The following is a 21,881-nucleotide window of genomic DNA, read 5'->3' as shown; positions in this document are numbered from 1 at the left end:
CTGCCGCACGGTCAAAATCCAGCGCGCCATTGGTTTCGGCAAAGTGGTAATGCGAGCCGACCTGGATCGGTCGGTCGGCTGTGTTTTGCACCACCACGGTCAGGGTGCGGCGTCCGGTGTTGAGTTCGTGGTCAGGGCCGTCGGTCAGCAACTCGCCTGGAATCATGGTTGCCTCACTTGTCGCCGCGCGACAGCCAGATGGCCAGCGCCAGCACACCCGCCATGGCCACAAAACCCCAGACATCGGTGGCGTGCCAATGGGTGCCTGTCATGGCATGCCCATCATGGGCAAATATGGCTGGAGCCCACGTCGATATTGCGCAAGCAGCTATGATTTTGAGAGCGTGTTTTTGATTCATTGGAGTCTCTGGCAAGGCCTGTGGGTGGTTCAGACAATCGGCTGGTGCACGGTGACGAGCTTGGTGCCGTCGGGAAAGGTTGCTTCGACCTGGATGTCGGGGATCAGCTCGGCAATGCCGTCCATCACGTCGGCGCGGGTCAAAATTTTCCGGCCCTCGCTCATCAGCTGCGCCACGGTTTTGCCGTCACGCGCGCCTTCCATCACGGCGGCGCTGATCAGCGCAACGGCTTCCGGGTAGTTGAGTTTGAGTCCCCGCGCCTGCCGCCTTTCGGCCAGCAGGGCGGCTGTGAAGATCAGCAGCTTGTCTTTTTCTCTTGGGGTCAATTCCATGGTCTCTCCGGGGGCGGCTGCAGCAAGAATGAAGCGGGCAGAGTGCAAGAATGGTGCCACAGGAAGGGTGCCCGCGGCGCTGATTTTCCCTCTGTGGCATGGAATCTGCACTTGGTCAGGCTTCGCCCTATGCCGTATTGACACCCATGGACCCCACCGTCGCACCGCTGCCCCTGCCTGGCCCGGCGGTGCCGCTATGGGCGCCCGCGCGGCTGGTGGCGCCGGATGCCGAGGCGCCGGTGCAGCGCATCATCAAGGTCAGGCGCGACTACAACAGCTGGGTCGCCAGCGAAACCATGGAAGACTACGCGCTGCGTTTCACGCCGCAGCGTTTTCGCAAGTGGTCCGAATGGCGGGTCGCCAACACAGCCTTCGGCTCGGCTTCCTTCCTGATCCTGGAGGCGGTGGGCGCCACCTTGCTGGTGAAATACGGCTTTACCAATGCCTTCTGGGCGATTATCGCCACCGGGCTGATCATCTTCATGGCCGGCCTGCCTATCAGCATTTACGCTGCGCGTTACGGCGTGGACATGGACCTGCTGACGCGCGGTGCCGGTTTTGGCTACATCGGCTCAACCTTGACCTCGCTGATCTACGCCTCGTTCACCTTCATCTTTTTTGCGCTCGAAGCCGCAGTCATGGCCTATGCGCTGGAGCTGGCGCTGGGCATTCCGCCCAGCTGGGGTTACCTGATTTGCGCCCTGGTTGTCATTCCGCTGGTCACGCATGGCGTCTCGGTCATCACCCGCCTGCAGATCTGGACGCAACCCCTTTGGCTGGTGATGCTGATCGTGCCGTTTGTCTACGTTTTGGTGCGTGATCCGGGTGTTTTTGCGGGCATAACGCACTACAAGGGTGAGAAAGGCACGGCTCCCGGTTTTGATTTGCACTTGTTTGGTGCTGCTTTGACAGTCGGTATTGCCTTGATCACCCAGATGGGGGAGCAGGCCGACTACCTGCGCTTCATGCCTGTGCAGACGGCGGCGAACCGGCACCGCTGGTGGGCCGGCGTGCTGGCCGGCGGGCCCGGCTGGGTGCTGCTCGGTGTGCTCAAGATGCTGGGTGGGGCTTTTCTCGCTTACCTGGCGATCCAGCACATGGTGCCGCTGGAGCGCGCGGTCGATCCCAACCAGATGTACCTGGCGGCTTACGAGTATGTATTTCCGCATTACGGCTGGGCGGTCGCCGCGACGGCGCTGTTTGTCGTGATTTCGCAGCTCAAGATCAATGTGACCAATGCCTATGCCGGCTCGCTGGCCTGGTCCAACTTCTTTTCGCGCCTGACGCACAGCCACCCCGGGCGTGTGGTCTGGGTGGTGTTCAACACACTGATCGCCTTCATGCTGATGGAGATGAACGTGTTCCAGGCGCTGGGGGACGTGCTGGGGCTGTACTCCAACATTGCCATCGCCTGGATGATGGCGGTGGTGGCCGACCTGGTCATCAACAAGCCGCTGGGCCTGTCGCCCAAGGGCATTGAGTTCAAACGCGCGCACCTGTACGACATCAACCCGGTCGGCGTCGGCGCGATGGCGCTGGCCTCGGTGCTGTCGGTGGCGGCGCACCTGGGCCTGTTCGGCGCGCTGGCGCAGGCTTTTTCGGCGGTGATTGCACTGGGCACGGCTTTCGTCACCTCGCCGCTGATCGCCTGGGCGACGAAAGGCCGCTATTACATCGCGCGCCAGGGCGAAGCCCCCGAGACCGATGCACAAGGCAACGACAAACCGTATGCATTGAAGCGCTGCGTGATCTGCGAGCGCGACTACGAGGGCCCGGACATGGCGCATTGCCCGGCCTATCAGGGCCACATCTGCTCGTTGTGCTGCACGCTGGACGCGCGTTGCGGCGACTTGTGCAAGCCGCAGGCCAGCCTGTCAGCCCAGTGGTCGGCCACCTTGCGCTGGCTGCTGCCGCGCCGCATCTGGCCGTATCTCGACACTGGCCTCAGCCACTTCCTGCTGCTGATGCTGGTGATTGTTCCGCTGCTGGCCAGCGTGTTTGGCCTGCTTTACCACCAGGAGATGCGGGCGCTGCTCGACCTGGAAGTGGCGTCCGAATCGGCCTTGCGCTCGGGCTTCCTGAAGGCCTACATGGCGTTGCTGGTGATTGCCGGGCTGGTGGCCTGGTGGCTGGTGCTGGCGCAAAAGAGCCGCCAGGTGGCGCAGGAAGAGTCGAATCGCCAGACGCACCTGCTGATGAAGGAAATCGAGTCGCACCGACAGACCGACGAGGCGCTGCAGCAGGCCAAGCGCGTCGCGGATCTGGCCAACCAGGCCAAGAGCCGCTACATCAGCGCCATCAGCCATGAGTTGCGCACGCCGCTCAACAGCATCCTCGGGTACGCGCAGCTGATGGGCGAAGACAGCTCGATCCCGCCGCACCGCCAGCAGGCCGTCGGCGTGATCAGGCGTGGCGGCGAACACCTGCTGTCGCTGATCGAAGGCACGCTGGACATCGCCCGCATCGAAAGCGGCAAACTCACGCTCAACGTCAAGCCGATGCATTTTTCCGACTTCGTGCAGGAGATGACCGGCATGTTCGAGCTTGAGGCGCAGGCCAAGGGCCTCGCGTTTCATTTCGAATCGGAAGGAACGCTGCCTGTGGTGGTGCGTGCCGACGAAAAACGCGTGCGGCAAATCCTGATCAACCTGCTGGGCAACGCCGTCAAGTTCACGGCCAAAGGTCGCATCAACCTGCGCCTGAAGTACGCACGCGAGATGGCCAGCATTGAGATTGAAGACACCGGCCCCGGTCTGTCCGCGCAGGAAATCGAGCGCATCTTTGAGCCCTTCACGCGCGCTGCCACGCCGGGCCCCGCCGCGCCGGGCGCGGGCCTGGGCCTGACGATTGCCAAGATGCTGACCGACCTGATGGGCGGCGAACTCACGGTGGCCAGTACGCCCGATGTCGGCTCGGTGTTTCGCGTCAAGCTGTTTTTGCCCGAAGTCCGGCTCGCGCCCGGTGCCGCGCTGCCCGTGCCGTCCTCACGTGCGCGCAAGGCGCGTTACGGCTATGCCGGCGCGCGCCGGCGCGTGCTGGTGGTGGACAACGAAGAGGCCGACCGCGAGCTGCTGGTCAATGTGCTGCAGCCGCTCGGGTTTGAGATACGCACGGCTGCCAGCGGCCACGACTGCCTGGACCTGCTGGCCGCAGGCTACCAGCCCGAGGTGATTTTGATGGATCTGGCCATGCCTGGCATCGACGGCTGGGAGACCCTGCGCCGACTACGCGTGCTCGGCCACACCACCCCCGCCGCCGGGCCGCCCCAAGGCGGGGACGCCCCCTCGGGGGGCAGCGTATTACACAAAGTGAAAAGCGTGGGGGCCCATATCGCCATTGTGTCGGCCAACGCCTTTGACAAGGGACTGGACAACGATATTGGCATCCGGCTGGAAGACTTCATCCTCAAACCGGTGCGCCACAGCGAGTTGCTGGACTGGCTGGAGCGGCGCCTGCAACTGGTCTGGCTGGATGCGCCGGTGCAAGCCCTGGCCGCTCCGGCTACGCCCTCGATGCCACGGATTTACCCGCCGGCCGCGCAGCTCGATGCCTTGCGCGAGGTGGTCAACCTCGGTTATTTTCGCGGCATCATGAACACGCTCGACGAGATCGAAAAATCACAGGCGCAAAGCGCCACTTTTGCCGCCGAGATGCGTGGGCTGGCGCGCCAGTTCCAGTTTGAAACCATGAGCCAGCAACTCAGCCAGGTGCCGACATGAACGACCGCGTCCTCGCCCACACGCTGGACCGCGCCAACAGCGACGTGGTGTTGATCGTCGACGATGTGCCCGACAACCTGTCGGTATTGCACGATGCGCTCGACGAGTCGGGCTTTACGGTGCTGGTTGCCACCCATGGCGAAGCGGCCCTGCAGCGCGCGGCCCAGGCCTTGCCCGACATCGTGCTGCTCGACGCCATGATGCCCGGCATGGACGGTTTTGAGGTCGCCAGACGCCTGAAAGCCGACGCCCGCACGGCGCACATCCCCATCATCTTCATGACCGGCCTGACCGAGACGGAGTATCTGGTCGCCGCGCTGGACTCGGGCGGCGTGGACTACGTGACCAAACCCATCAAGCCCAAGGAAGTACTGGCGCGTATAGGCGTGCATTTGCAGGGCGCGCGCGAAAAACGCCAGGCACGCAATGCGCTGGACGCCTTTGGTTACGCCACCATCACGGTGCGGGTCAGCGACGGCAAGCTGATGTGGCAGACGCCGCTGGCGCGTGATCTGCTGCTTCAGTATTACGCGACCAGCGCGCCGCAAACGCCGGAGCCGGTGCTGATCTGGCTGCGACGCAACCTGGCCGATGCCGAACGGCAGATCGAGCCGCCGCGCCTCAGTTGTGAACACGCGGCTTCCGGGGCCCGCCGCCTGACCTTTCGCCTGCACCAGCAAACCGGTGACGACGACTGGCTCATCATCATGCGCGAGGAGTCCGATGAAACCGTGATTCAGGCCATGAGCCTGAGCTTCAGGCTAACGGCGCGTGAGGCCGAGGTGCTTTACTGGGTGGTCAAGGGCAAGATCAACCGCGACATTGGCGACATCCTGGGAACCAGCCCCATGACCGTCAAGAAACACCTCGAACGGGTGTTTGTCAAACTCGGCGTGGAAACCCGCACCGCAGCCGCAGGCATGGCGATGAGCCGCATCCGGCAATTGCATCCGCAATTCGAGGCTTGAGGCGGTCACCGGGCGGCTTGACCGAATTGTTACGCCATTTTGACCTCCAGCCCTTGACTGGCGGGCATAGGCAGCTATCTATTCGATAGCAAAAGTTGATTCAACCTTGGTCCGGCTGGGTCAGCTCGGCATCGCGCCGGATGGAGTCGCGGTCCCTGCTGTGCTTCAGGCGGTCCAGCGTACTGTCCAGCGCGCGTTTAAGCTTGCCTTCGGCGCCGCGGAAAGCTTCGTCAATGCCTGCAGCATGGTGGGTCACCGCAATAGGCTGATGGTTGGCCAGCCGCGCTTCCATCAGACAACGTTTGTCGTCGCTGCCGGCCTTGCCGCTGTTTTCATCGCTCAGGTGCACTTCCACACGCGTGATTTCATGTTTGAAACGCTCCAGGGTCTGACCGAGTTCGTCCTGCGCCCAGCGCTCCAGCGCTTCGCGGCCCTCGATGCTTTGGTTGGTATTGACTTGGACTTGCATGTGGTGCTCCTTGTGTCAGGGGCGAAAGGCCGTTTCCGGACCCGCCCGTATAAAACCGTCTGCGTCTGCCGACGGCGCTGAACCTTCAGTGTGGGCGATCCCGAGTGCGGAGGGTGTAGGGGTTTGCCGATAACCGGGCGTCGCCGACCCACGGCTTGCCGGGGATCTGCAGAAAACCCCTTTCGCGGTTACAATAAGAGCTTCGGTAACGCATCAGCTTTTTAATTTGAAGTCCCATTACTCTGGCTTCCTTCTCAAATGCGGCGCTTCTCAGAGCCCGAAAAATCCAGAAATTTGACAGTGCCTTCAGTGCCCCCACAGCATTGAACCCTCCCCCCGCACTGTTCCATTTCCTGGCGAGCACTTTTCCCAACGGTGCCCACTCAAGGCTCACCTGACCAGCCCTTCCAGGCCGGGCAGGCAGAACCGGATACCCGTTGGCTTGCTCGCAAGCCGTTTACTTCTCTTTTTATCAAGCCGGGAACCATACCCGGCACGGACTCTTATGACGATTGATCACAACAACATAGCGGTGGGCAAATACCTCGTCTCCCCGCTGGCCAAGCCCCAGGGCGAGGGCCAATACGCCGCCTCCGTGTCCATCCGTTCCGGGCGCGGCAGCGCCACGCATGACCGCGTGATGCGCTTCAGCGGACTTTTTGACAGCGCGGCAGCCGCCGTGCACTACGCCACCGAGCATGCGCTGGGCTGGATTCACGAACGTTCGGCACCGGTTTGCGCCTGAGCTTCAGGCGGCCAGCACAGACATTTTTTCAAATTTCCAAGGAGTTACATCATGGCCAAAGAAGAACTGATTGAAATGCACGGGCTGGTCAACGAGGTGCTGCCCGACTCGCGTTTCCGCGTGACGCTGGACAACGGCCACAAGCTTGTGGCCTACACCTCCGGCAAGATGCGCAAGAACCACATCCGCATTCTGGCGGGCGACCAGGTGTCGCTGGAGCTGTCGCCTTACGATCTCAGCAAGGGCCGCATCACCTTCCGGCACATTGCCGGCCGGGGTCCCGGTCCGTCGCGCCAAGCGCACTGAAACAAGCAACGGGGCCATGTGCCCCGTTTTTTATTGGCCTGCTTCTACAGCTTTTATTGCAACTGCATCGCCGCAGGACTCGCCGCGAGCGGGCCCATGCTGCCTTCCAGCTGCTCATCGGCATCGCCTTGCGAGAGAGGGTCAAGGTGACCGGTTGGGGTTCCCGGCGCCGGTGGCTGGCGGCCGCGCCATCCAGGCGATCAGTGAGGAGCGCATGGCTTCCTCGACCGACATGGCAATCGGCTGTACCCATTCCACCGGCACAAACACGGTGTAGCCGCCAATCATGTACCCCATGGGCAGGTACACCGCCACGCGTTCGCCCGGCAGGAAGCCGGCGGGCAGGTCGGCAAAGTTGCGCCGCGTCACCAGACCGACGATTTCCAGTGCATGGCCTGGCATGCGCAGAATCACCACGCTTTGCTCACTTTGCGCGCCTGAGGGTGAGAAGTAGTCCGCAAAACTCTTGAGCGAGCTGTAAATACTTCTGACCACTGGCAGGTTGGTAAATGGAAACTCGGCAAAAGACAGCAACTTGCGCACAGTGGGTTTGGAGACTGTGTAGCCGATCAGCACGATGATCAGCACGCCGAACACCAGCCCCATGCCCGGCAGGTAAAAGCTGCCGATCAGTGGGCGCAGCACCCACAGCGTGAGTTTTTCGGTCCACGCCAGGAAGATGTAGAGCAGGTACAGCGTGAGCGCCACCGGCAGCACGGTGATGAGCCCGCGAAAGAAATATTTGTAGAGATTGTTCATGGACAGGTCATGCAAGCGGGTTTGACGAAGGGAGGAAAAGGCAAGAAAGGGCGGGGTGGCCGTGTGCCCGAATATAACCAGTGCACATGACGTGGTGCGGGGTTCAAGCGCCCCCGGGGGGCGCACGAGTGTAGGCGTGGCCCTACCCCGGCTCTGGGCCACCTCCGGCAATCCATTTTGGATGACGCGTTTAACTTTGAGGCTCTTGAATCAACCTTGGAGAAAACTAATGCCCATCATTGCCTGGCTACTCGGTGTCCCCATCAGCGTCATCATTCTTCTGATGTTGTTCGGCGTTTTTTAAGGCGTCTTTTGCATGCTACGCAAACTGATTGTCCTGGCCATTGCTTCGGGGCTGGCAGCCAGGCTTTACCGCAGCTGCGCCGGCACACGCGCCGAAACGGATGTGGCAGCCTCGCCGCTGGCCACGCGCCGCCGCCGCGCGGGCACCGGGGCCAACGGCCAAGGCTGAAGCAGGTCCACGGGCCGGAGACAGGCCCTGGGCCGGCCCGCGACTGACGGTGGTCTTCATCCGTCACGGCACGCGCTGGAGCGGGCCAAAACAGGCCTTGAGCGCAGCCGCCTGACACACCAGCATTTTGTCCCCGCGCGGGCTGAACTGCACAAAGCGCGTTGTCTGGTCGCCCGGCCCATCGAGCATCGCGCCGGCACAGTCTTTCTTGTCGTTCTGGCGCTCCACCGTTTCTACCAGTTTGTAAAAGCCGTTGGCGTCGGCGGTAGCGTCAATCTTGTATCTCTTTTCGGCGACCTCCTGGCCGCTGGTGCTGAGCAAGGTCCGGTTGTGCCTGAACTGCCAGGTTTCCATGCAGGTCCCGCCAAAGGTGACCCAGCTCCAGGTTCCCACAATAGCGTGGCCGAAGGAGGGTGCAGGCGCGCTCTGCGCATGCACCTGCGGGACGATGGCCAGCAGGGGGGCAACAAGAAAAAGTGTTCGCAAATGGCTCATTCGGATCGGTGCATGGAGGGATGTCAGGCATGAATGCTACTCCCAGCCTGCTACGCCCAGCCTGTCAGGCCTGCATCACTGGCTCCCCCTCGGGCGGAAGCGTCACTATAGTGGGGGTTACTTGCAAGGAACCCCCATGAAACACAAATTAGTCCTGATGTTTTTGCTGCTGTGCGCGGCGATCACGCTTGCGCGTGCCGAGAGCATTGGCGAAGTGGACACCGTGTTCAAGTTTTTCGGTCCTGATCACAAGATCGTCGTGGACGCGCATGACGATCCCAAGGTCAAGGGCATCACTTGTTACGTCTCGCGCGCCAAAACCGGCGGCATGAAAGGCGCCGTCGGGCTGGCTGAAGACCGGTCGGAAGCCTCCATCGATTGCCGCCAGGTCGGGCCTGTCTCTTTTCTCAAGCCCTTGCCCGTACAGGAAGAAGTTTTCAGCGAGCGGATTTCGCTGATCTTCAAAAAGATACGCATTGTGCGCATGGTCGATGCCACGCGCAATACGCTGGTATACCTGACCTATTCCGATCGGGTGATTGAAGGTTCGCCGCAAAACAGCCTGGCGTCCGTGCCGATTGACCGCACAATGAAGATTCCTCTACAGTGAGATCTGGCGAGACATGCGTGGACGGCGATTCATGGTGTCCCACAGCCATCAAGGACTTATCTCTATACCGTGCTGTAACAAAAAGTGCGACCATCCCACAGACTTGGCTGGACATGATGCGCACGCTTTTTCACAAGGCGTGCCTATCTCCCAAAGAAAGGCGAAAGGCAGGCAGAGCATGACACAACGATTTGCCGGCGTTTTGGTAGCCGTTGATCATCAGCCATTGAGTTGCCACACGCTGCGTGATGGGCACGCATGTATTCATCCGGGAGGCCAGGCGTGAAAGTCGACGAGGCCCAACGCCAGGCGCTTCAGCGCCTGCAAGCAGAGGCGCTTGAACTCGCCCGCGCCAACAACAGCCTCCAGCTGGAACTCGCCGGGAAAAATCGCGAGATCGAGTCACTCAGCATCAGCGCGCAAACCCTGCGCAGCCTGGTTGCCATATCGGCTGACTGGCACTGGGAGCAGGATGCCGAACACCGCTTTGTCAATTTCACAGCCGAGCACGGTGCAGTGAAGGTCGATATCGAGCGCGACAAGAACCTGGGAAAGTGCCGCTGGGAGTTGGCGGGTGCGGTGCCGCTCAGCAGTTCCTGGGAGGCCCACCGGGCTCTACTGGACGCCCACCAGCCGTTTCGAAATTTCGAATACATGAGAGTGCTTGGCGACGGGTTGACGCACTACCTGTCGGTGAGCGGCGTGCCGGTTTTCAACACTGAAAACCGCTTTCTGGGTTACCAGGGAACGGTGCATGACATCAGCGCGATCAAGCGTTCGGAAGAAGCAGAGCGACAAGCTGCCCGCTTTGTCGATAACGTCGTCGACAACATACCGCTCGCCTTTCACCTGAAGTCGGTGCACGACGGGTACAAGGTTGTTGCCTGGAACAAGGCCGCCGAACTGCTGTATGGGGTGCCTCGGGAGGCAGCCCTGGGCCGCACCATGCACGACCTGTGGCCCAAGGCAGACGTGGACCGTATGCATGCCGCCGACCTGGAGCTGGTGGCGGCCGGTGTGCCCCAGGACCTGCCCGACCGGCTTGCCGTAACAAGAAATCGCGGCACCATCCATGTCCACATGCGCAAGGTGCCGATGAAGGACGCCAGTGGTGTGGTGACCCACATCCTGATCACCGCCGGGGACATCACGCAACGACTCGCAGCTGAATCCCAGTTGCTCCACAACCAGGAGCGTTTTCGCAGCCTCACCGAACTTTCTGCGGACTGGTACTGGGAAACCGACAAGCAGTTTCGTTTTACCGAGCTTTCGGGGGGGGAGACCCCCGAGGAGAGGGCCACGATTGACGGCTACCTCGGAAAAACCCGCTGGGAGATCGATACCAGAGCGGCCAACCGCACGCTGTGGGACAAGCACAAGCGCCAGCTCGAACAGCGCGAAACCTTTCGCGAACTCGAGTACGAGCGCGTCGGGCCGGACGGCACGCTCGAGGTGTTGTGCATCAGCGGTGCGTCATTTCTCTCTCCTGCGGGCCAGTTCGCCGGCTACCGGGGCGTAGGGTCCAACATCACGGCGCGCAAGTTGACAGAAATCGCGCTCCGCGCCAGCGAAACGCGTTTCCGCGCGGTCGTGGCTGCGCTGGCGGAAGGCGTGGTTTTGCGCGACGCCAGCGGACAGATCATCGACTGCAATGCCAGTGCAGAGCGCATCCTGGGCAAGACCCTGGTCCAGATCAAAGGGCAGACGATTGTCGCGCCGGAATGGGAGGTTCTGCGTGAAGACGGCTCGCTGATGCCGCCCGACGAGGTGCCCAGCGTGAAGGCCAGGCGTACCGGCAAGGCCCAGCCCAACGAGGTGATCTGTTACCGCAAGCCTGATGGCAATACCCTGTGGGTGCAGATCAACGTCCAACCCCTGTTCGAAAACGGAACCGGCGTGCCGACAGGTTATGTCACGACCATCACCGACATTGGCAAACGCAAGCGCGATGAGCTCGAAATTGTCCGGCTCAATGTGGACCTTGAAAACCGGGTGTCGCGGCGCACGGCCCAACTTGAAGCGGTCAACAGGGAGCTGGAGGCGTTTTCTTACTCGGTGGCGCATGATCTGCGCTCCCCGCTGAGTTCCATCGACGGTTTCAGCGCCCTGTTGCAAAAAGCCCTGGCATCGGGGAGCAATGAGCGGGCCAACCACTATCTGGCGCGCATACGCAGCGGCGCCCAGCGCATGGGCGAGCTGACCGACGGCTTGCTGTCCCTGGCCCAGCTGTCGCGTACCAGCCTGCACTGGAAATCCCTGGATATCAGCGCAGAGGCCGGCCAGTTGCTGCGCCAGCACGCCGAAAGGGATCCCGGGCGGCAGGTCCAGACAGTGGTTGAGCCCTGTGTGCAAGTGCGGGGGGACACGGCGCTGCTGCGCCAGGTGCTCGACAATCTGATCGGCAACGCCTGGAAGTTCACCTCGAAAACTCCCAAAGCGCAAATCCTTGTCGGGATGCAAGGGGGTACCAATCAGCAACCGGTCTATTTTGTGCGTGACAACGGCGCTGGTTTTGACATGGCGTATGCAGACAAGTTGTTTGGCACCTTCCAGCGACTGCATTCGCCTGAGGAGTTTTCCGGCAGCGGCATCGGTCTGGCGACGGTCAAACGCATCATCACCCGTCACGGCGGCAGGATCTGGGCCGACTCCGCAGTCGGAGAGGGCAGCACTTTTTACTTCACGCTTGGCAGCGAGCAGCTCAAGGCCAAGCCTGGTGACGATGCTGGCTTTGCGCTGGTCGGGCCGCCGCGCGCCAGCCATCTGCCCGGCAGCGCAGGCCCAACCGGCGCTGCTTCGGCGACCAGCCTGTCCGGCAACGACAACGACGCCTTTACCTTCAGCGACCAGCAGTTCAGCAATGCCTTTGACCACTCGGCGATCGGCATGGCGTTGGTTGCGGTGGACTCGCGCCGTCTGCGCGTGAACAGCGTCTTCTGCCAGATTCTGGGCTACTCCGAGGCCGAGATGTTGTCGCGCACGATTTACGATGTCACCCACCCCGACGACATCGAGTACGACGTGTTGCAGCGCAAGCGGGCATTGGCCGGCGAGATCGAGACCTACCAGTGGGAAAAACGTTACTTCCACAAATCTGGCCGCATCGTCTGGGCGCACCTGAGTTGCTCGCTGGTACGTGACGCCGATCGGCGGCCGCTGCATTTCATCTCGCAGATACAGGACATCACCGAGCGCAAGCAGACCGAGCAGATCCTGCGCGACAACGAGGCGCGTTTTCGCGCGCTCACCGAACTGTCTTCCGACTGGTTCTGGGAGCAGGACGAAAATTTCCGCTTTGTGCAGATCTCCGGCAGGACAAGCAACATGAGCGGCCTTGACGACGACGGCGTCATCGGCAAGACCCGATGGGAGCTCGTCGATCTGGTCATGAAGCCAGACGCCTGGCTGGCCCACCAGGCGCTGCTCGAACGGCACGAAGCTTTTCGGGATTTCGAGATTGTCCGTAAGGACAGCGATGGAAAACTCCGTTATGAGAGCATCAGCGGCTTGCCGATATTCGACGCCTCTGGGCGTTTCAGCGGTTACCACGGTACAGGCCGGGACACCACCGAAATACGCCAGGTCCATGACGCGCTGCGTGCCAGCGAGTCGCAGCTGCGTGACATCACCGACACCCTGCCGGCGCATATTTCCTATGTGGACAGCAGCCAGCGTTTCCGTTTCCATAACTGGGCCTATGCCGAGGGCCTGGGCCTGTCGCACGACCAGATCCACGGCCGGCAGATGCGCGACGTGCTGGGCGAAGAGGGGTATGAACTCGCGCGACCCTCGGTCGAAGAGGTGTTGTCGGGTTACCCGGTGGTGTTCGAGCGGCACCGTAAGACGCCGCAGGGCGACATGCGCGACTTCATCGTCAACTATTTCCCGCGTTATGGCGACGGCGAGGACATCGGCCGCGTCATCGGCTTTTATTCGCTGGGGACCGACGTGACCGAGCTCAAACGCATCGACCGCATGAAAAGCGAGTTTGTCTCCACGGTCAGCCACGAGCTGCGCACGCCGCTCACGTCTATGAGGGGCTCGCTTGGACTCATTTCAGGCGGTCTGGCCGGACAGTTGCCCGACGCGGTGAAGACCCTGGTCGAAATTGCCAGGAGCAATTGCGAGCGCCTGATCCGCCTGATCGACGACATCCTGGACATTGAAAAAATCGAGTCCGGCAAGATGCGTCTCGACTTGCAGGTGATCGAGCTTAAACCCTTGCTGGTACAGGCGCTGGCGGCCAATCAGGGTTTTGGCGCCACGCGGCAGGTCGGCTTGAACCTGGTTTTTCCCGATGGTCATGACCTGCGGGTCAATGCCGACAGCGACCGGCTCAACCAGGTCGTCACCAACCTGCTGTCCAACGCGATGAAGTTTTCGCCACCGGGCGCGCTGGTGGACGTGCGTGTGCTGCACACCGGCGCCCGTGTGCGTGTCGAGGTGAGCGACCGCGGACCTGGTATTCCCGAAGAGTCCCACAAGCGGATCTTCCAGAAATTCTCCCAGGCCGACTCGTCCGACACGCGGCAAAAGGGTGGCACCGGGCTGGGCCTGAATATCGCGCGCGCGATCATCGAGCGACTGGGCGGCAGCATTGGTTTTGACACCGAGCCCGGCGTTGGAACCACCTTTTTCTTTGAGTTGCCGCAGTGGCAGGAGCCCGCCATCCCGACTGCGGATACGGCGTCGCGGCCGGCTTCCTGCCCGCCTGGGGCGGCGGGTGCGTCGCTGCGTCCGAGGGTCCTCATATCCGCGAGGACGCCCCCGACATCGCGCGCCTGATCGCCATGATGCTGGACAAGGGCGGTTTTGACGCCGACCTGGCCTACAGCGCCGCGCAGGCGCAGGCGCAGGCCCGGCTGGGACCTGCTGGCCGACATCGAAGCGCTGACCTTGCCGCCGTCCGTGGTGGTGTTCTCGGCCAGCGAGGTGGACCGGCCCCAGAGCGCGCGGGTCGCGGCCGTGCTGCTCAAGGCCCAGACCTCCAACGACGAACTGCTGCAGGCCCTGCAGCGCGTGCTCGGTCAGTCGCATCCGCCGGGGGCCTGAAGGCGCCAGCCGCCTGTTTGGGGCATCCAATCGCCCTCCAGCCCTCGTCAGTCGGGCGCAAGCAGCTATAGTGTTGATAGCAATTCCAGGCGGCAGGCCCCACATTCACGCCGTGAGTGAAGGAGTCCTTGCGTGTTCCCTGACGTTGCCCGCAGCCGCCGGAGCAGCAGAGTTTCCAGGCAGTGAATTGTCTTTTGCCGGTACTGCGGCCATCCACGGGTCATGCCTCTGCGCGGGACGGGTGCCCCAGAAGTACGCCGGCCGCGCATGACACAACCGGCCAGCTTGTCAGCCACCAGGCCGCATCGCGTTTAGACCTCGCCCAGGTCCTGCAGCGCCGGCGCTACGCACTTTCTTAACGGCTTTTTTCGCCGCTCAGCGCGTTTTCGAATTCGGCGCGCGACAGCGAACCGTCCTTGTTGGTATCGGCCTCGTCGAAGTAGCGCGCCACGCCACGAAAACCGGCGGCTTCCGCGTGGCTGAGCTTGCCGTCCTTGTTGGTGTCGATCAGGCCAAAGGCCTGGGCGATTTGCGCGACTGTGTATTTGGGTTCGGCAGCAGGCACTTTTGACGCGGCGGATGGCGGCGCAGCCACCGGAGCGGCCGGCGGCGTTTGCGCGTGGGCGCCTGCGCCGGCCAACGCTGCTGCCAGGCCCAACGCGACTATGGCGGCCCCTGTGCCCGGGTAGGCGACGAGGGGACGGTAGGCGGCGGAGGGAACTGCAGAAAATATCGTCATGGGCGAATGAGTGAGGTGTGGGTGAGATTCAACAGCTTCGCCGGAGGCGCCCAGCTACCGCCTACGTCTATGGCGCTTGTTCTTGTAGGACAAAGGGGAGTGCTGCCCTCATGTCGAAAAATCAGCGCCCTGCACCTGTGGAAGCCGCCATTTTGCCGATACCATCGGCTTGCACGCCGCCCTTCAACGCCAAGGCCTTCCACCATGAAACTCTCCAGCATCGTCCCGACCTCTGCGCTCGAAAGCAGGTTTTTCCTGCTGCTGCTGCTTGTGGTGTCCGTCGCTTTTGTGTGGGTGTTGTGGCCGTTTTACGGCGCGGTGTTCTGGGGCGCTATTTTCGCGCTGATGTTCACGCCGCTGTTTGTGCGCCTGCTCAAGGCCATGCCGGGCCGGCGCACGCTGGCCGCGCTGGCCACGCTGGCCATCATTTTGTTGCTGGTGATTCTACCGCTGGGCCTGATCGTTGCCTCGCTGGTGCAGGAGGCCTCGGCCGTGTACCAGGGCATGCAGTCGGGCAAGTTCAGCCTGAGTATTTATTTCCAGGAGGTGTACAGCGCGTTGCCGGCCTGGGTGATCGGCATGCTGGACCGCTTCGGACTCTCCAGTACCGGCGTGATCCTGGAGCGGGTGTCCGCCAGCCTGTCCAAAGGCAGCCAGTTTCTGGCCACGCAGGCGATCAACATCGGCCAGAACGCCTTTGACTTCATCGTCAGCTTTTTTGTCATGCTGTACCTGGTGTTTTTTCTGCTGCGCGACGGCAGTGCGCTGGCGCGCCGCATCCGCGACGCCGTGCCGCTGGAGTCCGGCATCAAACGCGAGCTGTCTGGCAAGTTCGTCACCGTGATCCGCGCCACCGTCAAGGGCAACGTGGTGGTGGCCATGCTGCAGGGCGCTTTGGGTGGGGTGATTTTCTGGATGCTGGGCATCCATGCGCCGGTGCTTTGGGGCACCTTGATGGCCTTTCTCTCGCTGCTGCCGGCCGTGGGCGCGGCGCTGGTCTGGGGACCAGTGGCGATTTATTTTCTGGTCACTGGCGCTGTCGCCAAGGGACTGGTGCTCACCGCTTTCGGCGTGCTGGTGATAGGCTTGGTCGACAACATCCTGCGCCCATTACTGGTTGGCAAGGACACCAAAATACCCGACTACGTGGTGCTGGTCACCACCCTGGGCGGCATGGCGCTGTTCGGTCTGAACGGCTTTGTGATCGGTCCGGTGGTGGCGGCCATGTTCATGGCGGTGTGGGATCTGTTTGCGAAGGCGCGTGAGGAGGCGGCGCAGCTGCCCGCCGAGCCCCAGCAAGTCCTTCCTGCCAAAAATTCAAACGAAAAAGGCCTGTAGCCCTTGTCCGGTGGTCGTAAATAGCTATGAATTTTGTAGCAATATAGTAGACACTCGCTGCGCTGTTGCGCAGAAGCGGGCCACACTTGCCCGGTGCGCCGGTGCCGCGCAAGCTGATTTACGACCGAATGCAGCATCATCGACACCTTATCGATAGTTGGCTCGCACGGCCTGCTCTGGTTGCTGTAGTCCCCATCCTACATACGCCACCCGGCGTATAGCCCAATCCCCGGCCGGTCCCCAGAATCGCCTCATCGCTTCGAAAGAGCCGCCTGTAGCGGCTTCTGCGCAGCGAAAAGTGATCTACCACCTACCGGAGAAGCTGAACATGCAACGTCGTTTTACCCTCAAGGCGCTTACTGCCGCCGTCGCCCTGGCGGGCCTCTCTGTCCTGCCAGCCCATGCCCAGTCGGGTGGCACCATCAAGGTGGGCATTCTGCACAGCCTGTCGGGCACTATGGCCATTTCGGAAACCGTGTTGAAAGACACCGTGCTGATGGCGATCGACGAAATCAACGCCAAGGGTGGCGTGATGGGCAAGAAGCTTGAGCCCGTGATTGTGGACCCGGCCTCCAACTGGCCGCTGTTTGCCGAAAAGACCAAGCAGTTGCTCGGGCAGGACAAGGTTGCCGTGATTTTCGGCTGCTGGACCTCGGTGTCCCGCAAATCGGTGCTGCCCGTGGTTGAAGAAATGAACGGCCTGCTGTTCTACCCCGTACAGTACGAAGGTGAAGAGCTGTCCAAAAACGTGTTTTACACCGGTGCAGCGCCGAACCAGCAGGCCATTCCTGCTGTCGATTATTTGATGAGCAAAGAAGGTGGCGGCGCCAAGCGCTGGGTGTTGCTGGGTACCGACTATGTGTACCCGCGCACCACCAACAAGATTCTGCGCGCCTACCTCAAGACCAAAGGTGTGGCCGACAAGGACATCGACGAAAAATACACACCGTTTGGCCACTCCGACTACCAGACCATCGTGGCTGACGTGAAGAAGTTTTCTGCCGGCGGAAAAACCGCTGTGGTGTCCACCATCAATGGCGACTCCAACGTGCCTTTCTACAAAGAGCTGGGCAATGCCGGCCTGAAAGCCAAAGACGTACCAGTCGTTGCTTTCTCGGTCGGTGAAGAAGAGCTGCGCGGCGTGGACACCAAGCCGCTGGTCGGCCACCTGGCTGCCTGGAACTACTTCCAGTCGATCAAGAATCCGACCAATACCGCTTTCATCAAGAAGTGGTCTGACTACGCCAAGGCCAAGAAGATTCCGGGCCACATGGACAAGCCGCTGACCAACGATCCGATGGAAGCCACTTACATTGGCATCAACATGTGGAAGCAGGCCGTTGAAAAAGCCAAATCCACCGATACCGACAAGGTGATTGCCGCCATGGCTGGCCAGACCTTCCCGGCACCGTCGGGCATCATCTCGAAAATGGACGAGAAGAACCACCACCTGCACAAGTCGGTGTTCATCGGCGAGATCAAGGCTGACGGCCAGTTCAACGTGGTCTGGAAGACGCCTGGCCCGGTGAAAGCCAAGCCATGGAGCCCGTACATCGAAGGCAACGACAAGAAGCCTGACGAGCCGGCAAAAATGGCAACCAAGTAAGGTGACGACCCCAAGGCCCTTCGGGGCCAGGCGGTGCAAGCCGCACCTGGTTTGTTGAAAACAGGTGCGGCTTTTTTGTGGTCTGGCTCACTTCTTGCACTACTCCCGTGCATTGTCGGAGGATGGTTTTCCAGGAAATTGCAGCCTGGGCATAGCGGCAAGCAAGCGTTGACTGGCTGCTGTGCCCACCCTACAGGTTCTTCTCATGATGATTCGCACACTTTTCCTAAGCGCTACCTTGTTGCTGGCTGTCAGCGCCCATGCCCTGACTCCGGAAGAAGTCAAAGGCATGGCCTTGGGCGACACCATGGAGCGTGTGGATGCGCTGAACAAGGCCGCCGCGGGTGCCGATGAAAAAACGGCCGCCTTCATCCAGGCGCTCGCCGACGACGCCGTCAAGACCGCCGCCGGCAAGGTGTTTGTCATCAAGGACGACAAGGGCTACGACCCGATCAGCGGCGTCGAGCTGGCCGTGCCGCCAGACGCTGAAGATGTGATCAACAACAACATGATGCGCGGCGAACTCGATACCGCGCTGGCTGCGCTCAAGCTGTTTTCCAAAGACGAGAAGGTCAGGCGCGATGCGATCAAGACGCTTTCCGGCGGCAGCGAGGAGTCTCGGCTTCCGTTGATTGAAAAGGCCTACGCGGCAGAGAAGGTGGCCGACCTCAAAAGCGACCTGGCGCTGGTGCGAGCAGCGATTTTGCTGGGCAGCAGCGACAAGGCCAAACGGCTGGACGCTGCCGCGCGACTGTCTGGCAGCGACAGCCGAAACAGCAAAACCGTGCTGATCGAACGCTTGCGTTTGGAGACGGATCCCGAGGTCAAAACGGCGCTGCAGGCCTCGCTGCGCAAGGTCGAGGAGGCGCTGGCCTGGGGCGACAAGCTGGGCGCTGTCTTCAGCGGGATCAGCCTGGGCAGCATCCTGCTGCTGGTCGCCTTGGGCCTGGCGATCACCTACGGGCTGATGGGCGTCATCAACATGGCGCATGGCGAACTCATGATGATAGGCGCCTACGCCACCTATGTGGTGCAGGGCCTGTTCCAGAAGTACCTGCCCGGCCTGTTTGACTGGTATTTGCTGGCGGCGGTGCCGGTGGCCTTCATGGCATCCGCGCTGATGGGTGCAGCGCTGGAGCGCGGCGTGATCCGCTTCCTCTACGGCCGCCCACTCGAAACCCTGCTGGCTACCTGGGGTATCAGCCTGATGCTGCAGCAGTTGGTGCGCTCCATCTTCGGCGCGCAAAACGTCGGTGTTGAAAACCCGGTCTGGATGAGCGGCGGCGTGCAGGTGCTGGGCAACCTCTCGCTGCCCTACAACCGGCTGGTCATCATCGGCTTTGCGATTGCCGTGCTGCTCGGCATGGCCTGGCTGATCAGCAAGACACGGCTCGGCCTGTTTGTGCGCGGCGTCACGCAGAACCGGCCGATCGCCTCCTGCATGGGTGTGAACACGGCGCGTGTGGACACTTACGCCTTCGCGCTCGGCTCGGGCATCGCCGGGTTGGCCGGCTGCGCGCTGAGTCAGGTTGGCAACGTCGGCCCGGACCTTGGCCAGGGCTACATCGTTGATGCCTTCATGGTGGTGGTGCTCGGTGGCGTGGGCCAACTGGCCGGCACCGTCTACGCCGCCATGGGCCTGGGCATCCTGAATAAATTCCTCGAAGGCTGGACCGGTGCGGTGCTGGCCAAGATTGCGGTGCTGGTGCTCATCATCATCTTCATCCAGAAGCGGCCGCAAGGCATCTTCGCGATGAAGGGGCGCTCAGCGGAGGCATGACATGAACACGCCTATCCATACCATTGACGAATCGCTGCAGGCCGAGGCCGGCGTGGCAGCCTCCACCGCTGCCCCCTCACCCCAGCCCTCTTCCCAGAGGGGCGAGGGGGCTATTCGGGGAGGCGTCGTGTTGCCCGCCAAAGGCCCCATGCTCACGGGAACCGGCTGGAGCACTTTTCTTGTGGCGCTACTGCTGGTCTGCGCGCTGGCTCCGGCACTGAACCTGCTGGTGCCCGAGACCAGCATGTTCCACATGAGCACCTACGCGGTGGCGCTGGTCGGCAAAATCATGTGTTACGCCATCGTGGCGCTCGCCATGGACCTGATCTGGGGCTACACCGGCATCCTGTCTCTGGGGCACGGCTTGTTCTTTGCGCTCGGCGGTTACGCGATGGGCATGTACCTGATGCGCCAGATCGGGCGCGACGGCAACTACAAAAGCGACCTGCCCGACTTCATGGTGTTCCTGGACTGGAAAGAGCTGCCCTGGCACTGGACCTTCAGCGACAGCTTCATCGCCACGCTTTTCCTGATCGTGCTGGTGCCCGGCGCGGTGGCCTTTGTTTTTGGCTACTTCGCGTTTCGCTCGCGCATCAAAGGGGTGTACTTCTCCATCATCACGCAGGCCATGACCTTTGCCGCCATGCTGCTGTTCTTTCGCAACGAGACGGGTTTTGGCGGCAACAATGGCTTTACCGACTTCAAGCGCATTCTTGATACGCCGATTGCCACGCCCAACATGCGCATGCTGCTATTTGTGATCACTGGTATGAGCTTGCTGGGTTTCTTTTTGTTTGCCAAATGGCTGGTGCGCAGCAAGTTCGGCCGGGTGCTGCAGGCGATCCGCGACGCCGAGACCCGTGTGATGTTCTCGGGCTACAACCCGATTGGCTACAAGCTGACCATCTGGACCATCTCGGCCGTGATGTGCGGCATTGCTGGCGCGCTTTATGTGCCGCAGGTCGGCATCATCAACCCGAGTGAGATGAGCCCGGCCAATTCGATTGAAATGGCAATCTGGGCTGCGGTAGGTGGGCGCGCCACGCTGATCGGCCCCATCCTGGGCGCCTTCATCGTCAACGGCGCCAAGAGCTGGTTGACGGTGGCGTATCCCGAATACTGGCTGTACTTTCTTGGACTGCTGTTTATCGCGGTGACGCTGTTCCTGCCGAGTGGTGTGGTGGGGCTGATCAGGAAGCTCCGCAAAGGAAAGGCCAAATGACGCCCGACCTTCTTGAGCAAGGCGCACGCCGCATTGAGGAGCGGCGCGCGGCGCTGGAAGCCGGCCGGACCAACACCGAGTCCGGGGGGCGCAGTGCGAGCGGCAGCCGCATCGCTACCCCCGGCGAAGTGGACGTCACGCACGGCCGGATTCTTTACCTTGAAGACGTGAGCGTGAGTTTTGATGGCTTCAAAGCCATCAACAAGCTGTCGCTGGACATCGCACCAGGCGAGTTGCGTTGCATCATTGGCCCCAATGGCGCCGGCAAGACGACGATGATGGACATCATCACCGGCAAGACCCGACCCGACGAAGGTACGGTGTTTTTCGGCAGCACGATTGACCTGCTGCGCCACACCGAGCCGCAGATCGCCCAGCTCGGTATTGGTCGCAAGTTTCAAAAACCTACAGTGTTCGAGCAGCTCACGGTGTTTGAAAATCTCGAACTCGCCCTCAAGACCAACAAGGGCCATGAACGCGATGTTTGGTCGTCCATGTTCTTCCGGCTCGATTCCATGCAGAGCGACCGCCTGGCCGAGATCCTTGTCACCATCCACCTGGCCGACAGCGTGAACCGCATGGCTGGCAACCTGAGCCACGGGCAAAAGCAGTGGCTGGAGATCGGCATGTTGTTGATGCAGGACCCCAAGCTGCTGCTGCTGGACGAGCCCGTGGCCGGCATGACGGATGAAGAAACTGCACGCACGGCCGAGCTGTTTCTCACACTCAAGGGCAAACATTCGCTGATGGTGGTGGAGCACGACATGAGTTTCATCAAGACGATTTCGGAAATCGTCACGGTGCTGTGCGATGGGTCGGTGCTGGCGCAGGGGACTCTGGACCAGGTGCAGGCGGATGAACGGGTGATTGAGGTGTACCTTGGGCGTTGATCTTCTTCACGGCCTAGTGA

19 protein-coding genes are annotated in these 21,881 nt (G+C 61.6%); 13 read left to right on the top strand and 6 right to left on the bottom strand.

Features of this window, described 5'->3' with window-relative positions:
* Together ACESMT_RS16210 and ACESMT_RS16205 are read right to left on the bottom strand one after the other, a co-directional pair.
* Positions 1-166 (bottom strand): urease subunit beta (locus ACESMT_RS16210; protein ID WP_372827635.1); only part of this gene is annotated, 166 nt, incomplete at its 3' end.
* Between the two features lie 222 nt (positions 167-388).
* Complete coding sequence (locus tag ACESMT_RS16205; RefSeq protein WP_372827632.1) at positions 389-691, bottom strand: urease subunit gamma; 303 nt, start codon at positions 689-691, stop codon at positions 389-391.
* Positions 692-789: 98 nt separating this feature from the next.
* On the opposite strand from ACESMT_RS16205, the gene ACESMT_RS16200 reads away from it, so the two are divergent.
* Both ACESMT_RS16200 and ACESMT_RS16195 read left to right on the top strand, forming a co-directional pair.
* Entirely contained in the window at positions 790-4,410 is a 3,621-nt protein-coding gene (locus ACESMT_RS16200) for an ATP-binding protein (RefSeq protein ID WP_372827631.1), read from the top strand.
* Positions 4,407-5,378, top strand: coding sequence for a response regulator (locus tag ACESMT_RS16195; protein WP_372827630.1), 972 nt, complete (start codon positions 4,407-4,409; stop codon positions 5,376-5,378). The genes ACESMT_RS16200 and ACESMT_RS16195 overlap by 4 nt, the downstream gene beginning before the upstream one ends.
* 100 nt (positions 5,379-5,478) lie before the next feature.
* Here ACESMT_RS16195 and ACESMT_RS16190 read toward each other — a convergent pair whose 3' ends face one another.
* On the bottom strand, positions 5,479-5,847 hold the full coding sequence (locus tag ACESMT_RS16190) for an HPF/RaiA family ribosome-associated protein (protein ID WP_372827629.1): 369 nt from the start codon (positions 5,845-5,847) through the stop codon (positions 5,479-5,481).
* Between the two features lie 505 nt (positions 5,848-6,352).
* Between ACESMT_RS16190 and ACESMT_RS16185 the strand changes: the two genes are divergently transcribed.
* Together ACESMT_RS16185 and infA are read left to right on the top strand one after the other, a co-directional pair.
* The gene (locus ACESMT_RS16185) at positions 6,353-6,592 is read left to right on the top strand and encodes a hypothetical protein (protein ID WP_372827627.1); all 240 of its coding nucleotides are present in this window, start codon (positions 6,353-6,355) and stop codon (positions 6,590-6,592) included.
* Between the two features lie 51 nt (positions 6,593-6,643).
* Positions 6,644-6,898, top strand: coding sequence for a translation initiation factor IF-1 (gene infA, locus ACESMT_RS16180; protein ID WP_296923772.1), 255 nt, complete (start codon positions 6,644-6,646; stop codon positions 6,896-6,898).
* A 141-nt stretch (positions 6,899-7,039) separates the two neighbouring features.
* On the opposite strand, the gene ACESMT_RS16175 is transcribed toward infA, so the two are convergent.
* A complete protein-coding gene (locus ACESMT_RS16175; RefSeq protein WP_372827625.1) occupies positions 7,040-7,657 on the bottom strand; it encodes a DUF502 domain-containing protein in 618 nt (205 codons plus the stop codon).
* A gap of 316 nt (positions 7,658-7,973) precedes the next feature.
* On the opposite strand from ACESMT_RS16175, the gene ACESMT_RS16170 reads away from it, so the two are divergent.
* Positions 7,974-8,129 (top strand): hypothetical protein, encoded by a 156-nt coding sequence (locus ACESMT_RS16170; protein WP_372827623.1) that lies wholly within the window; start codon positions 7,974-7,976, stop codon positions 8,127-8,129.
* A gap of 63 nt (positions 8,130-8,192) precedes the next feature.
* On the opposite strand, the gene ACESMT_RS16165 is transcribed toward ACESMT_RS16170, so the two are convergent.
* Positions 8,193-8,624 carry a hypothetical protein gene (locus ACESMT_RS16165; protein WP_372827622.1) on the bottom strand — a complete coding sequence of 144 codons (432 nt, stop codon included), beginning with the start codon at positions 8,622-8,624 and terminating at the stop codon, positions 8,193-8,195.
* Between the two features lie 136 nt (positions 8,625-8,760).
* Between ACESMT_RS16165 and ACESMT_RS16160 the strand changes: the two genes are divergently transcribed.
* From ACESMT_RS16160 to ACESMT_RS16150, 3 genes are all read left to right on the top strand, one after another.
* Entirely contained in the window at positions 8,761-9,234 is a 474-nt protein-coding gene (locus ACESMT_RS16160; protein ID WP_372827620.1) for a CreA family protein, read from the top strand.
* Between the two features lie 282 nt (positions 9,235-9,516).
* Positions 9,517-14,019: a PAS domain S-box protein gene (locus tag ACESMT_RS16155; RefSeq protein WP_372827618.1), complete on the top strand. Its 4,503-nt coding sequence runs from the start codon at positions 9,517-9,519 to the stop codon at positions 14,017-14,019.
* A 27-nt stretch (positions 14,020-14,046) separates the two neighbouring features.
* Positions 14,047-14,286, top strand: a complete 240-nt coding sequence (locus ACESMT_RS16150) for a hypothetical protein (RefSeq protein ID WP_372827617.1) — start codon at positions 14,047-14,049, stop codon at positions 14,284-14,286.
* 355 nt (positions 14,287-14,641) lie between these two features.
* On the opposite strand, the gene ACESMT_RS16145 is transcribed toward ACESMT_RS16150, so the two are convergent.
* Positions 14,642-15,025, bottom strand: a complete 384-nt coding sequence (locus ACESMT_RS16145) for an EF-hand domain-containing protein (protein WP_372827616.1) — start codon at positions 15,023-15,025, stop codon at positions 14,642-14,644.
* 204 nt (positions 15,026-15,229) lie between these two features.
* On the opposite strand from ACESMT_RS16145, the gene ACESMT_RS16140 reads away from it, so the two are divergent.
* From ACESMT_RS16140 to urtD, 5 genes are all read left to right on the top strand, one after another.
* Positions 15,230-16,363, top strand: coding sequence for an AI-2E family transporter (locus ACESMT_RS16140; RefSeq protein WP_372827615.1), 1,134 nt, complete (start codon positions 15,230-15,232; stop codon positions 16,361-16,363).
* 328 nt (positions 16,364-16,691) lie between these two features.
* A complete protein-coding gene (urtA, locus tag ACESMT_RS16135) occupies positions 16,692-17,969 on the top strand; it encodes an urea ABC transporter substrate-binding protein (RefSeq protein WP_372827614.1) in 1,278 nt (425 codons plus the stop codon).
* Positions 17,970-18,174: 205 nt separating this feature from the next.
* The gene (gene urtB / locus ACESMT_RS16130; protein WP_372827613.1) at positions 18,175-19,749 is read left to right on the top strand and encodes an urea ABC transporter permease subunit UrtB; all 1,575 of its coding nucleotides are present in this window, start codon (positions 18,175-18,177) and stop codon (positions 19,747-19,749) included.
* Positions 19,750-19,897: 148 nt separating this feature from the next.
* Complete coding sequence (urtC, locus tag ACESMT_RS16125; protein ID WP_372827633.1) at positions 19,898-20,971, top strand: urea ABC transporter permease subunit UrtC; 1,074 nt, start codon at positions 19,898-19,900, stop codon at positions 20,969-20,971.
* On the top strand, positions 20,968-21,861 hold the full coding sequence (urtD, locus tag ACESMT_RS16120) for an urea ABC transporter ATP-binding protein UrtD (RefSeq protein WP_372827612.1): 894 nt from the start codon (positions 20,968-20,970) through the stop codon (positions 21,859-21,861). The genes urtC and urtD overlap by 4 nt, the downstream gene beginning before the upstream one ends.
* Positions 21,862-21,881 lie beyond the last annotated feature (20 nt).

It is taken from the genome of Polaromonas sp., assembly GCF_041689105.1.
Lineage (GTDB): Bacteria > Pseudomonadota > Gammaproteobacteria > Burkholderiales > Burkholderiaceae_C > Polaromonas.
Note: the sequence above shows the minus strand (reverse complement) of the source record. Positions and strands in the feature narration are given on the sequence as shown.

Bases quoted from the DNA above. Each gene is read 5' to 3' on its own strand.
- urtC (WP_372827633.1), top strand. From the start codon at position 19,898: ATGCTCACGGGAACCGGCTGGAGCACTTTTCTTGTGGCGCTACTGCTG.
- ACESMT_RS16185 (WP_372827627.1), top strand. From the start codon at position 6,353: ATGACGATTGATCACAACAACATAGCGGTGGGCAAATACCTCGTCTCC.
- ACESMT_RS16175 (WP_372827625.1), bottom strand. From the start codon at position 7,657: ATGAACAATCTCTACAAATATTTCTTTCGCGGGCTCATCACCGTGCTG.
- ACESMT_RS16170 (WP_372827623.1), top strand. From the start codon at position 7,974: ATGCTACGCAAACTGATTGTCCTGGCCATTGCTTCGGGGCTGGCAGCC.
- ACESMT_RS16200 (WP_372827631.1), top strand. From the start codon at position 790: ATGGAATCTGCACTTGGTCAGGCTTCGCCCTATGCCGTATTGACACCC.
- ACESMT_RS16205 (WP_372827632.1), bottom strand. From the start codon at position 691: ATGGAATTGACCCCAAGAGAAAAAGACAAGCTGCTGATCTTCACAGCC.
- urtB (WP_372827613.1), top strand. From the start codon at position 18,175: ATGATGATTCGCACACTTTTCCTAAGCGCTACCTTGTTGCTGGCTGTC.
- ACESMT_RS16165 (WP_372827622.1), bottom strand. From the start codon at position 8,624: ATGAGCCATTTGCGAACACTTTTTCTTGTTGCCCCCCTGCTGGCCATC.
- urtA (WP_372827614.1), top strand. From the start codon at position 16,692: ATGCAACGTCGTTTTACCCTCAAGGCGCTTACTGCCGCCGTCGCCCTG.
- ACESMT_RS16160 (WP_372827620.1), top strand. From the start codon at position 8,761: ATGAAACACAAATTAGTCCTGATGTTTTTGCTGCTGTGCGCGGCGATC.
- ACESMT_RS16145 (WP_372827616.1), bottom strand. From the start codon at position 15,025: ATGACGATATTTTCTGCAGTTCCCTCCGCCGCCTACCGTCCCCTCGTC.
- ACESMT_RS16140 (WP_372827615.1), top strand. From the start codon at position 15,230: ATGAAACTCTCCAGCATCGTCCCGACCTCTGCGCTCGAAAGCAGGTTT.
- ACESMT_RS16195 (WP_372827630.1), top strand. From the start codon at position 4,407: ATGAACGACCGCGTCCTCGCCCACACGCTGGACCGCGCCAACAGCGAC.
- ACESMT_RS16190 (WP_372827629.1), bottom strand. From the start codon at position 5,847: ATGCAAGTCCAAGTCAATACCAACCAAAGCATCGAGGGCCGCGAAGCG.
- infA (WP_296923772.1), top strand. From the start codon at position 6,644: ATGGCCAAAGAAGAACTGATTGAAATGCACGGGCTGGTCAACGAGGTG.
- urtD (WP_372827612.1), top strand. From the start codon at position 20,968: ATGACGCCCGACCTTCTTGAGCAAGGCGCACGCCGCATTGAGGAGCGG.